Raw genomic sequence first — 12,023 nt, 5'->3', positions numbered from 1 at the left:
TAGTTTAATCGTCCGGAAAGTTATCACTTTTGCAGAACAAAATAAACAACACTATAACAACCATTGCAAGCTCAAATAGATGAGAAATACAGTCTTACCTTTTGCATTTTTACTACTTGTCGCATTTCAATTGAGTGCTCAACAAGAACAGCCTATTATAAAAATTGATTCTTTGAGTGAAGTGGTGCTCATAGGAAATCGAATTGATCTACCCTTCAAAGAAAATTCAAGAACCATAAATATTGTTACGGCAGCAGATATCGAAAACAGTGCTGCCGTAAATGTTGCTGACCTGTTGCAGCAAGTTGTTGGTGTAGATATTAGACGTCGTGGTACAGGTGGTAGCCAAGCAGATTTATATATTAGAGGAGGTGGCTTTGACCAAACATTATTATTGATTGATGGTATTAAAATGGACGATGCCCAAACAGGTCATCATACCATGAATGCTGCTTTACCAATAGAAGTCATAGAACGAATAGAAATTATTAAAGGTCCTGCAGCAAGGGTGTTCGGTCAAAATGCTTTCGCAGGAGCTATTAATATCGTAACTAAAAAGAACTTAAATAATTCTGCGTCCGTAAATGTTGAAACTGGTTCTTTTGGACAATTAAATGGTAATGTAACAGCTGGTATTGAAAAAGAAAACTCGTCTCATATTGTTCATGTTGGGAGAGTAACATCTGAAGGGTATAGAAATAACTCTGATTATGACAATGCCAACTATTATCTTAAAAGCACATTCAATAAAAATGCACAACCTATTGAAATGATAGCTACGTTTTTAGAGCGTAATTTTGGTGCGGAAAATTTCTATACCACCAACCCTACTTTTCACGAGTACGAAGAAACTCAAAATAGTCTAATAGCTTTTTCTACGACTTTCAGAAAGAGTAATCTCAAAATTCAACCAAGGATATATTGGAAACGTAATCAGGATATGTTTCTATTAAGACGTGATGAGCCAAGTTTTTTTAGAAACTTCCATATTTCAGATAAGATAGGTGTGGAAACCAATGCTTCTTATTCTTCAAAATTAGGGATTACAGGGTTTGGTATAGATATGTCCAAAATCTATCTAAGAAGTAATAATCTTGGCAAACGTAACCGTTTTATGACCAATGTATTCCTGGAACATCGATTTAGCTTACTCGACAACAAACTAGACATTACACCCGGCGTGGCATTAACGTATTTTTCAGACTTTAAATTTCATGCGTTTCCAGGCTTGGATATAGGTTACGATATTACTAACAGCTTTAAAATTTATGGTAATGTAGGTTATACATACCGCATACCAACCTATACTGATTTGTATTACAGTGATCCTGTTACTAGTGGAAACGAAGATTTGGAGCCGGAAGAAGCCTTTGCCCAGGAACTAGGCTTTAAGTATACATCACCCAAAATTAACGCTAGTATAGCGGTATTTAATAGAGATGCCGATAACTTGATTGATTACATTAGAAATGATGTTTCTGAAGATGTCTTTACAGCAACAAATATTACAGAAGTCAACACAAAAGGTCTTGAGTTTGATGCTTCCTATAATTTTAAATTCAAAGATTTTACGCAAACATTGAGTGTTGGTTATGCCTTTCTAGATGACAATATTTTGGACCAGAACGAAGAATTATCACGTTACTCGCTCAATACTTTAAAGCACCAATACACAACACGTTTTAGCACCCAACTATTTAAAAATGTACGGCAAAATATCATTTACAAGTATGCTGAGCGTACAACTGGGCAAACCTATAATGTTTGGGATGCATCTCTGGCTATTAAATTAGGTCAAGCTGATTTTACAGTCACAGCAAGTAATATTTTTGATGCTGAATATATCGAGTCGGGATTTGTACCTATGCCACCAAGTAACGTGTTATTCGGGTTGCGTTATAGTTTTAAATAACAATCTTACTATGCTATTTTAAACTTCAGGAACTCCATTCCTTCTGCTACCATTGATGTATTGAAAGTGGTTTAAATTTCTTTTTTATTACTTTAGTTAGTTCAAAATTTAGCGTTTTGAAGCTTAACCTTGAACAAATTCCCAGGGAGTCTACTCTTACCAAAGAGGAATTCCTACATAAATATTTTAAGCCCCAAAGGCCCGTAGTTATAGAGCGCTTTGTTGAGGATTGGCCCGCCTATTCCAAGTGGAATCTGGATTATATGAAAGAGATTGCTGGAGATAAGGAGGTCCCGCTTTATGATGATCGCCCTGTACGCCACGATGAGGGATTCAATGAACCCCATGCCAAGATGAAAATGTGGGAATATGTAGATCTTTTAAAGAGCGAACCCACAAAATATCGGATTTTCCTTTGGAATGTCTTGAAAGAAGTACCTCAGTTGCAAAAGGATTTTTCTTATCCTGATTTTGGACTGCGTTTGATGAAAGGGCTGCCCATGCTCTTTTTTGGGGGAAGCAACTCCCATACCTTCATGCACTATGATATTGATTTGGCCAATATTTTCCATTTTCATTTTGAAGGAAAAAAACAATGCATCCTCTTTCCTCAATCAGAGACTAAGTTTTTATACAAGATTCCGCATTCGCTGATAACCAGGGAAGACATTGATTTTGCGGACCCCGACTTGGAAAAATGGCCGGCACTTAAACATGCCAAAGGGCACATAGCGAACTTGGAGCATGGAAATGTTTTGTACATACCCGAAGGGTACTGGCACCACATGAAATATATTTCACCTGGATTTTCAATGAGCTTAAGGGCAATTGCACGAAGACCAAAAAACTTTGGCAAGGCTCTCTATAACATTTTGTTCATGAGGTATTTTGACAATTTGATGCGAAGAATTCAGGGGCAAAAATGGATAGATTGGAAGAATGAAAGGGCCATTGTCCGCACCCAAAAGGTATTGGTGCGGAAATAACCGGAATGAAACCTTTTAAATAAGTTCTTTGAGTTTAGCGTAGACCAAGGAACTTTCCCAGCCTCTGTAAAGTAGGTAGTCAGCCAGCTTTTTCTTTCTCTTTTGAATGTTGGGTTCATGAATCTGCGCTAACCTCTTTTGGGCAAGCTCATCAAGAGTACTAAGGTATTCCTCCTCCTCAATTTCACTTAATGCACTTTTTATATTATATGCTGAAATGTTTCGTCGCTTTAACTCCTGAACGATTCTATTTTTACCCCATTTTTTAATTCTGAACTTACCTCTTGCAAAACCTCTTGCAAAACGCTCTTCGTTCAAATAGTTTTCTTGGATCAGATGCGTAGTGATATAATCTATCGCTTGCTGGATCATTCCCATGCCCCTGAGTTTTTCATAAACCTCCTGGTGGCAGCGTTCCTGGTAGGCACAAAAATGCTCCATTTTTTTCTGGGCTTCTTGTACAGAAATATGGGTGCTGTAAGATGATTTAGATGCCATCTATTACTTGTTTGTAATCACTAACTTATTTCCAGACCCTACAAAAATGGAATGTTCTTTTTCGGAGAAAGTTTCAGCATTACCTTCTAGAACGGTATAAGTATCCTTGGGCAAAACAAGTCGCAACTCCCAATCTGGGTTAGTTTGCTGAACTTCTATTTGGGTGCTTCCATTGTCACTTTTATAGGATATAGATATTTCGTTATCTGCAATCTTTACATTTTCCAATTTCGCATTATCCCAACTGTTAGGCATTTGAGGCCGGATAATGACCTGTTTTTTGTTGGCCATTGGTTCAATACCAAAGAATTGTTGAACGATGGGTATGGCAAAGGCATAAATGTTCCAGGCCTGTGTCATCATTCCATAATCTGGTGAAACCTCATAAATACTTCCAGGCAGTGCGTAACTGAATGTCCGTGTCATCCTTTTCAGATAATCCAGGGCCATGTCCGGTCTTCCATAATTGTTTTCGGCCACCGCTTGTACTCCTGTAGGAAGGGTCATTACAGCTCCGGTATAGGAGAACACTTTACTTCCCTTAAAAGACCCAAAATCCTTACCTGCGGAATCATCCCGGTCTATTCCCGTTACAAACATTCCAAAGGGATTGGTAAACTTTTTCGCTGTATTCAGTGCGGTAATGGCTTTGGTAGAATCTGCAATGCCCATTTCCATGGGTGTATTTACCACCCAATTATGATGCAATACAAAAGGTTTTAAGTTTTTAGATCGATTTTTCAGGATCTGCTGCTTGGTATTTTGCAATTCTTCAACTGCCCAGGGCTTGTTCAAGGTATCCGCACGGACAATGGCATCATCAATAAGATGTATGGCCTGTTCATCGGTTCCTAAAAAGTCGGCATAGGATTCAAATTCATCAGACCAGAATTCATCGTTTATCTTCTTTCGTAGCTCAGCGGCCAATGATTTATATTCTTTGGCCAATTCCGATTCCTCCAATTCCATGGCAATTAGAGAGGCATCATAAAAGGCTCTTTGGGTGTAGGCGGCCACATCTATCATTTCACTGTCCAGTCCATGTATTTCCATCATCCCAAACCCATCTGGAAAAAGATTTTTGTTGCTGTCGTTCTCCTCCATCAACCATGTGAGACCTTTTTTCACGGTAGGGAAATACTTTTCCAAGAATTGCTTGTCGCCATTCCAGGTATAGATTTCCCATATCAAAGATGCAAACTGAGGCGTTTCATTAATGTTTCCTTCGTTAAAGACGCTACCGTTTGTTGACATTTCATGAAGAATCTTGCCGTTACCGTTTATGGCCATAGAAACACTATCCAATAATTGAATCGTTTGATGAACTATGTCCTCTTGACCAATGGCCATGTAGCCTTTTAAGGCATATTCACTATCCACACCAAACCACCACGGATAATCTGGAATACCTGCACCAATGCCAGTACCTATTTCGGGAACGGTGCGTACCAGCCAATCGCAATTGTATTTCAACCATTCAAAAGCTTGTTCCAAATCTTTATCTGGGATAGTTAGTTTTGATTGTTCTACCAGAGTTTGGTATCGATTTTTTTTGTTGGCAAGTAAATCGAAATGATTTTGAGACATCCGATTGTACGTGTCCAGGGCATCTTCCCTGGATTGATAGGAACCTGAAATAAAAAAGTTGATGACGGTAGGTTCATTCGCATCCAAGTTGATATCATAAGTCAATGCGTTGGAAATGTTGTTCTCTTGAGAAACTCCAGTTATTGTATGATGTTCAATTGGAGTCTGGTCGGAGCCAAAAATGTTGAACCACGGGTTAGAGCTGTCCTTGACAATCCATTTTCCATCTTCAAAAACTGCTTCGTCCAGATTATCATGCATATTGGTACGTTCTCCCAACCAGGTCGGCCTCAGATCCGAATGACCTATGAATTCAAATTGTAGATTCTGCTTTTCAGCATTGGCGCTCTTAAAAATAAATTGGATAACTATTCCTTGATGGTTGTCGGGAACGAATTGCAAACGCTCCACTACAAGATTTTTGGAAGGAAATTCAAAGATATGCTTGTTGGCAAAGGGGTAGTTGACGAATTCTGAGGCATTATCCAGTCTTATTGTATCCTTGTCAAGAACAAGTGCAGTTTCAAATCCATCCATAAGCTTGATGGGATGGTTCCAGATTCCACCCATTTCACCTTTTATATGCCAGCCCAATGGGGGAAAGGATCCATCTTGATGACCAACCATGTAAACCCGATCTCCTGCTGTTACGTAAGGAGAATTCAAATAAGCATCCTTCCCTTTTATAAAGGGAACATCAGTGAATAATTCGGATATAGAGCTTTCCGTTTTTTTGGAACAGCTTACCAATAAAAGGACCAGAAGAATGCTATACAGGAATTTCATTGTCTTAAAAGTTGGTGATTTATCAAAAGTAGCATTTTGATCCGAAACCTTCTTGAAACAAAAAAAGCGACCCCACTGCTGAAGTCGCTTTTTTTATCGTATTGTTTTACCGTCTTTATCCTTAAAACGGTATTCAAGGTATTTGTATGCATCCCTGGGCTGTATTTTTACCCACTTTTTATAAGTTTTGAACCATTTGGTCCTTATGGAAGGAAACCCTTTTGTCATGTAAGCCGCAATGAACGGGTGTAAGTTTAAAACTATTCCGTTCTCACTTTGGTTACCTTTTAGGATTCTTTCCAGGTCCGCCTGTATTTTATCTATCAAAACTATTGGGGCCTCTACTTCGGCTCCAGAAACATTGGGACTTTCCTCGCTGGTCTTTATATTCATTTCCGGACGTACCCTTTGTCTTGTAATCTGAACAAGACCAAATTTACTGGGAGGCAATATTTTATGTTTTGCCCTATCGTCCTTCATTTCTTCCCTTAGGTGGTCAAACAATTTTCGTCTGTGCTCACCCTTGGTCATATCAATAAAGTCCACAACTATAATTCCGCCCATATCTCGCAATCGTAATTGTCTTGCAATTTCGGAAGCGGCCAAAAGGTTTACCTCCAGTGCGGTATCTTCCTGATTTTTGGCTTTGTTGGAACGGTTCCCACTGTTTACGTCGATAACATGCAGTGCTTCTGTATGTTCTATAACGAGGTATGCCCCACGGCTCATTGAAGCTGTTCGGCCAAACGAAGTCTTGATTTGACGTTCAATACCGAACTTTTCAAAGATGGGAGCGGAACCTGAATATAGTTTTACAATGGATTCCTTTTTGGGAGCAATTTCATGCAAATAGTCCTTGATGTGATTGTGGAGCGTTTCATCATCAACATGTATTCCTGTAAATGAATCGTTGAATACATCCCTAAGAATGGAGGAAGCCCTATTGACTTCAACCAAGACTTTGGACGGATGCGGCGCTCTGTGCAATTTTTTGCACATCGTTGTCCATTTGGACAACAGGTTCTGGAGATCTTTGTCCAGTTCTGCAACTTTTTTGCCTTCTGCAACGGTACGTATAATAACACCAAACCCTTTGGGCTTAATACTCTTAACAAGACGTATTAACCTGTCCTTCTCTTCCTTGCTCCCTATTTTTTGTGATACGGATACGCGGTCAGAGAAAGGTACCATGACCAAATAGCGTCCGGCTATTGAAAGCTCGGAGCTTATTCGAGGGCCCTTTGTGGAAATGGGTTCTTTTACAATTTGCACCAAAAGTGACTGATTGGCTTTGATTACATCATTGATGCTGCCATTCTTGTCTATATCTTTTTCAAATGGAAAGTCCTTTAGGGAATACTCCTTCAATTTCCCTGTTCTGATCTTTTTAATGAACTTAAGCATTGAGGAAAGTTGCGGACCGAGGTCATGGTAATGCAGGAAAGCATCTTTTTCATAACCTACATTGACGAATGCCGCATTAAGGCCGGTGACGGGTTTTCTAATCTTGGCTAGAAAGATATCCCCAACGGAAAAGTTGTTGTCGTCCTCATCCTTATGAAGTTCAATGAGTTTTCCATCTTTTAGTAAGGCAAAATCGACTGCATTGGGACTAGATCTTACAATTAATTCTCTATTCACCTGAATCGATTTTTATTATCCCTATAGATTTATGGGATAATGGATTAAACAATATCTAGAATCGGTCTTTTTAGGACCGACTGAAATTCTTTTTTCTGAATCTCTATGTCAAAGAACGTATATGTGTAAAATGAAAAAGTAGTTGCAACAACTACTTTTTCTTGTGTCGGTTAGCTCTTCTGCGCTTTTTACGCTTATGAGTAGCTACCTTGTGTCTTTTTCTCTTTTTACCACTCGGCATATAGCTTTTCCTTTAGTGTTAGTTATATTATTTTACTTGAACGTTGCTTTTTACACCTTCCACAAAAACCTTGGCAGGCTTAAAGGCAGGAATGTTGTGTGCGGGGATTTTGATGGTAGTGTTTTTTGAAATGTTCCTACCTGTTTTTTCAGCTCTCGTCTTAATGATAAAACTTCCAAAACCTCTTAGATATACATTATCACCATTCTCCAAGGACGATTTAACCTCCTCCATAAAAGATTCAACTGTTGCTTGAACGTCTCCTTTCTCAATTCCTAGCTTCTCTGAGATTCTAGTTACAATATCTGCTTTCGTCATTTCGTCTTTAATTTTCTGTTTTTTTAGGCTTGCAAATATAAAAATTAAAATTAATCTTTTGTTTAAAGCCTTTAATTTTAAGTATATAAACTGCTACATTTGATCAATAGTATTTTCCCACATGTCTTTTTCCCAAAAAATTTTAGGCTGGTACCATGAACACAAGCGAGACCTGCCCTGGAGATCTACCCGTGATCCATATAAAATATGGTTGTCAGAGATAATGCTGCAACAGACCCGTGTTGCACAGGGAATGCCATATTATCACAAGTTTTTGGAAGCGTTCCCTACGGTGTTCGATTTGGCAAATTCCCCAGAAGAAAAAGTACTGAAGTTGTGGCAGGGCCTTGGGTATTATTCCCGGGCAAGAAATCTACACGCCACGGCAAAAAAAGTTGTGAACGAGTATCAGGGAGAATTCCCAAATACCTACAAGGAGCTCCGAAGTCTAAAGGGAGTTGGAGATTATACCGCCAGCGCCATTGCATCAATTTGTTTTGATTTACCTGAACCGGTTGTGGACGGCAATGTATACAGAGTGCTTGCCAGATATTTTGGGGTTGATTTGCCCATCAACAGCAATAAGGGAATCAAGTATTTCAAGGAACTTGCCAGAGAAGTTATGGACATTGAAAATATTCGGGATTATAATCAAGGAATAATGGAGTTCGGGGCTATTCAATGTGCTCCCAAAAAACCTTTATGTCTTTTATGTCCGCTAAATGATAGTTGTGTAGCTCTTAAGGAGGGAAAGGTGGGCATTTTACCTATTAAGGAAAACAAGACAAAAATCAGAGAACGTTATTTCAATTATGTGGTGCTGCTGGATAAGGACAGGAAAACTAGAATGGAACAACGGAAAGAACGCGGAATTTGGCAAAACCTTTATCAATTTCCCCTGGTAGAATCAGAAAAGGAGTTGAGTCAGGATGAATTTCTGCAAAGACTTGGAGAGTCCAATGGAATTCCATCAATGGCATCGGTCAACCTTTACAATGATAAACCCATAACACATAAACTTTCGCACCAACATTTGCACACTAAGTTTTGGGTGGTTAAGACAGATGAAACTCTTTCCGAAGGAAGTTCCTGGGATGAAATAATCTCTTTTCCGGTACCTGTTTTGATCGCTGATTTCATACAAACATTCAAAATTTAGTACTTTTGAACAATTAAAGAGTTATGAGCGGAACATTGAACAAAGTGATGCTGATCGGGCATTTGGGAGACGAAGTGAAAATCCACTATTTTGAAGGAGGAAACTGCATAGCCCGATTTCCATTGGCCACCAATGAAACCTATACCAATAGACAGACAGGAGAAAAGGTGACCAACACGGAGTGGCATAATATTGTTGTACGGAACAAGGCCGCGGAAATTTGCGAAAAATACCTTACCAAGGGAGACAAGGTCTACGTGGAAGGAAGGTTAAAGAACAGGCAATGGCAAGGAGAAGATGGGAATATGCGCTATACCACTGAAGTCCATGTTCAGGACTTTACATTTCTTTCAACTAAGAAAGAAAGCATGGCCAATACGCAGCAAGCTCCAGTAGCGCCAACTCCGCAAAGCGAACCTGTTAAATCGGCAGAAACCTCATCTGCAGATGAAATCCAGGAAGATGATGATCTTCCATTCTAGAATTAAGTTTAAAACAATACAATTTGGATCCTGACCCCCATTGTTTAGTATTTTTTCTGAATGCTTATAACGGTGTCTTTATCACAAAAGCCATATTGCTTTTGTTTCTGTTGGGTTGTTCGGCCATGATTTCAGCCGCTGAGGTGGCCCTATTTGGGCTTTCCCAGACCAATGTAAATGAAATGCAGGATAATGGTACTGCACGCGGAAGTATTGTGGCAAAACTATTGAACAGGCCCAAGAAATTGTTGGCTACCATATTGATTACCAACAATGCCATTAATATTGGAATTGTCTTGTTGTTCAGTTCCTTGGGCGATGTTATCTTCTCTCAAATAGACCAAACACTTTTTGGAGTGGTCTCGGTCCGATTTGTGGTTGAACTGATCGTTGCCACTTTTTTGATTTTGATGTTCGGGGAAATACTTCCAAAAATCTATGCCAACAGAAACCGGGTTAATTTTTCCCTTTTTATGGCCTACCCCTTAAAGTTTTTAAATGCTTTGTTTACTCCTTTGAGTTCTCCAATGCGTTCGGGAACCATCTTTTTGGAGGAAAAACTGGGGAGACAAAAATCCAATTTGAGCGTAGATCATTTATCCCAGGCTTTAGAATTAGCATCCGAAGGGGATACCACAAAGGAAGAGCAAAAAATATTGGAAGGTATTGTAACCTTTGGGAACACGGATACCAAACAGGTTATGAGACCTCGGATTGACATATTTGCGCTTGATGAAGAAATGAAATTCCCAGAGGTGCTCGAGGAAATCAAAAAAAATGGATATTCCCGGATTCCGGTTTTTGCCGAAAATATGGACAATGTTCTTGGGGTGCTCTATGTTAAAGACCTGCTTCCTTATATAGAGCGTAAAAGTTTCAACTGGATGTCCTTGATACGGGAGCCCTATTTTGTTCCGGAAAACAAAAAACTGGACGATCTTTTACTGGAATTCCAAGAGAAAAAAAATCACCTGGCCGTTGTGGTGGATGAATATGGAGGAACATCAGGGATAGTTACTCTGGAGGATATTATTGAGGAAATTGTAGGGGACATCAGTGATGAATTTGATGATGAGGACCTTATTTTCTCCAAATTGGACGATAACAATTACGTTTTTGACGGAAAAACTGCATTGAAGGATTTTTATAGAGTGGTAAAAATTCAAGATGAGGAGGACTTTGAGGACCAGAAGGGAGAATCAGAGACCATTGCTGGTTTTGTTTTGGAGATTTCAGGAAGCTTTCCTAAACGAGGAGAAAAAGTGTTTTTTAAAAATTATCAGTTTGTAGTGGAAAGCCTGGACAAAAAGCGGTTAAAACGTATAAAAGTGACATTGCCCCATGAAGCGTAGCGGAGTTGTATTTAGTCTTGTTTTTATTTTGTTGATGGGTTGTAAAGATGATGTACTGCCCAAGCCCAAGGCCATGTTGCGATTGGAATATCCAAGTGCGGAGTACGCCAAGTCAGATGTTGATTGTGAATATGGGTTTGATCAAAATATATTGTCAACAGTTAAGGAGAACAAAGACTGCTCCCTGGTCTTGGACTATCCAATGATGAAAGGCTCCATATTTCTTACCTATAAAAGGGTTGATGGTAACATCAGGGATTTACTGATTGATGCCCAAAAATTGACCTACGAGCATGTGGTAAAAGCAGATAACATTGCTCCAAAGGAATTTATAAATCCTGAGGAAAGGGTTTACGGAATGTTCTACGAAGTCAGTGGAAATGCGGCCTCACAGTCCCAATTTTATGTCACGGACAGTACGGACCACTTTATTACGGGCTCCCTTTATTTTTATGCAAAGCCCAATTACGATTCAATACTTCCTGCTGCCATGTATCTCCAAAATGATATCAGGAGAATTATGGAAAGCATACGATGGAGTAAATGATTACTCCTCCTCGGCCAATAATTTTTCAGCGCGCTCTATACTGGAATTGATCTGTTCCTTAAGAGCTTTGACTTTTTCCTCTTCTTCATTTAGCCATTGCTGTTTTTGTTCAGAGAGTTCTTTGCCGTTCAAGATCTCATCAGAATCAAAACGATCACCAAAGTTTCTCATCCAATCCATCATGGAAGTATTGGCATCCTGAAGATCTATCATAGCTGCCTCATATTTCTTGCCAATTTCTGTGGTATCCACCTTGCTTTTAAGTTGACCAACCAGCTTACCCAGTTTTCCCATTTTGGGCATTACCTCGTCATGGACGGCCATTACCTGTTCCATTTGGGTTGGAGAATCATCTTTTTTTTCCTGTTTGCAGGAAGCTATTGTCAAAAACAATACGGAGAGCGCTAAGGGAATATATTTTTTCATGATATGGATTATTGAAAGCAAATTTAGACATTGGGATGTAATGATTACCATATTTTGATAGATAACCGCCCAATTTGTCCATTAGCTG

General features: G+C 39.2%; 11 protein-coding genes. 6 read left to right on the top strand and 5 right to left on the bottom strand.

The features are described 5' to 3' along the window. Positions 1 to 79 precede the first annotated feature (79 nt). Together DX873_RS09335 and DX873_RS09330 are read left to right on the top strand one after the other, a co-directional pair. Positions 80 to 1,912, top strand: a complete 1,833-nt coding sequence (locus DX873_RS09335; protein ID WP_116184181.1) for a TonB-dependent receptor plug domain-containing protein — start codon at positions 80 to 82, stop codon at positions 1,910 to 1,912. 116 nt (positions 1,913 to 2,028) lie between these two features. Beyond that, the gene (locus DX873_RS09330) at positions 2,029 to 2,898 is read left to right on the top strand and encodes a cupin-like domain-containing protein (protein ID WP_116184180.1); all 870 of its coding nucleotides are present in this window, start codon (positions 2,029 to 2,031) and stop codon (positions 2,896 to 2,898) included. Positions 2,899 to 2,913: 15 nt separating this feature from the next. On the opposite strand, the gene DX873_RS09325 is transcribed toward DX873_RS09330, so the two are convergent. From DX873_RS09325 to DX873_RS09310, 4 genes are all read right to left on the bottom strand, one after another. Continuing rightward, positions 2,914 to 3,396, bottom strand: coding sequence for a regulatory protein RecX (locus DX873_RS09325; RefSeq protein WP_116184179.1), 483 nt, complete (start codon positions 3,394 to 3,396; stop codon positions 2,914 to 2,916). Between the two features lie 3 nt (positions 3,397 to 3,399). Then, entirely contained in the window at positions 3,400 to 5,769 is a 2,370-nt protein-coding gene (locus tag DX873_RS09320) for an alpha-L-rhamnosidase-related protein (protein ID WP_116184178.1), read from the bottom strand. Positions 5,770 to 5,862: 93 nt separating this feature from the next. Further along, positions 5,863 to 7,410, bottom strand: coding sequence for an Rne/Rng family ribonuclease (locus tag DX873_RS09315; protein WP_116184177.1), 1,548 nt, complete (start codon positions 7,408 to 7,410; stop codon positions 5,863 to 5,865). A 268-nt stretch (positions 7,411 to 7,678) separates the two neighbouring features. After that, positions 7,679 to 7,969 carry an HU family DNA-binding protein gene (locus DX873_RS09310; protein WP_036380395.1) on the bottom strand — a complete coding sequence of 97 codons (291 nt, stop codon included), beginning with the start codon at positions 7,967 to 7,969 and terminating at the stop codon, positions 7,679 to 7,681. A gap of 121 nt (positions 7,970 to 8,090) precedes the next feature. On the opposite strand from DX873_RS09310, the gene mutY reads away from it, so the two are divergent. The 4 genes from mutY to gldD are packed head-to-tail and all read left to right on the top strand — an operon-like array spanning position 8,091 to position 11,509. After that, positions 8,091 to 9,128, top strand: coding sequence for an A/G-specific adenine glycosylase (mutY, locus tag DX873_RS09305; RefSeq protein WP_116184176.1), 1,038 nt, complete (start codon positions 8,091 to 8,093; stop codon positions 9,126 to 9,128). A 23-nt stretch (positions 9,129 to 9,151) separates the two neighbouring features. Continuing rightward, the gene (locus DX873_RS09300; RefSeq protein ID WP_116184175.1) at positions 9,152 to 9,610 is read left to right on the top strand and encodes a single-stranded DNA-binding protein; all 459 of its coding nucleotides are present in this window, start codon (positions 9,152 to 9,154) and stop codon (positions 9,608 to 9,610) included. A 23-nt stretch (positions 9,611 to 9,633) separates the two neighbouring features. Continuing rightward, the gene (locus DX873_RS09295; protein WP_116184174.1) at positions 9,634 to 10,962 is read left to right on the top strand and encodes a gliding motility-associated protein GldE; all 1,329 of its coding nucleotides are present in this window, start codon (positions 9,634 to 9,636) and stop codon (positions 10,960 to 10,962) included. Beyond that, positions 10,952 to 11,509, top strand: a complete 558-nt coding sequence (gene gldD, locus DX873_RS09290; RefSeq protein WP_116184173.1) for a gliding motility lipoprotein GldD — start codon at positions 10,952 to 10,954, stop codon at positions 11,507 to 11,509. The genes DX873_RS09295 and gldD overlap by 11 nt, the downstream gene beginning before the upstream one ends. On the opposite strand, the gene DX873_RS09285 is transcribed toward gldD, so the two are convergent. Continuing rightward, positions 11,510 to 11,935, bottom strand: coding sequence for a hypothetical protein (locus DX873_RS09285; protein ID WP_116184172.1), 426 nt, complete (start codon positions 11,933 to 11,935; stop codon positions 11,510 to 11,512). Positions 11,936 to 12,023 lie beyond the last annotated feature (88 nt).

The sequence above is a fragment of the Flagellimonas nanhaiensis genome (assembly GCF_003382275.1).
Classification (GTDB): domain Bacteria; phylum Bacteroidota; class Bacteroidia; order Flavobacteriales; family Flavobacteriaceae; genus Flagellimonas; species Flagellimonas nanhaiensis.
This window is presented reverse-complemented; position numbering and strand designations above follow the sequence as displayed.

Coding starts and splice junctions, on each gene's coding strand:
- DX873_RS09335 (WP_116184181.1), top strand. CDS start 80: ATGAGAAATACAGTCTTACCTTTTGCATTTTTACTACTTGTCGCATTT.
- DX873_RS09325 (WP_116184179.1), bottom strand. CDS start 3,396: ATGGCATCTAAATCATCTTACAGCACCCATATTTCTGTACAAGAAGCC.
- DX873_RS09320 (WP_116184178.1), bottom strand. CDS start 5,769: ATGAAATTCCTGTATAGCATTCTTCTGGTCCTTTTATTGGTAAGCTGT.
- DX873_RS09310 (WP_036380395.1), bottom strand. CDS start 7,969: ATGACGAAAGCAGATATTGTAACTAGAATCTCAGAGAAGCTAGGAATT.
- mutY (WP_116184176.1), top strand. CDS start 8,091: ATGTCTTTTTCCCAAAAAATTTTAGGCTGGTACCATGAACACAAGCGA.
- DX873_RS09300 (WP_116184175.1), top strand. CDS start 9,152: ATGAGCGGAACATTGAACAAAGTGATGCTGATCGGGCATTTGGGAGAC.
- gldD (WP_116184173.1), top strand. CDS start 10,952: ATGAAGCGTAGCGGAGTTGTATTTAGTCTTGTTTTTATTTTGTTGATG.
- DX873_RS09285 (WP_116184172.1), bottom strand. CDS start 11,935: ATGAAAAAATATATTCCCTTAGCGCTCTCCGTATTGTTTTTGACAATA.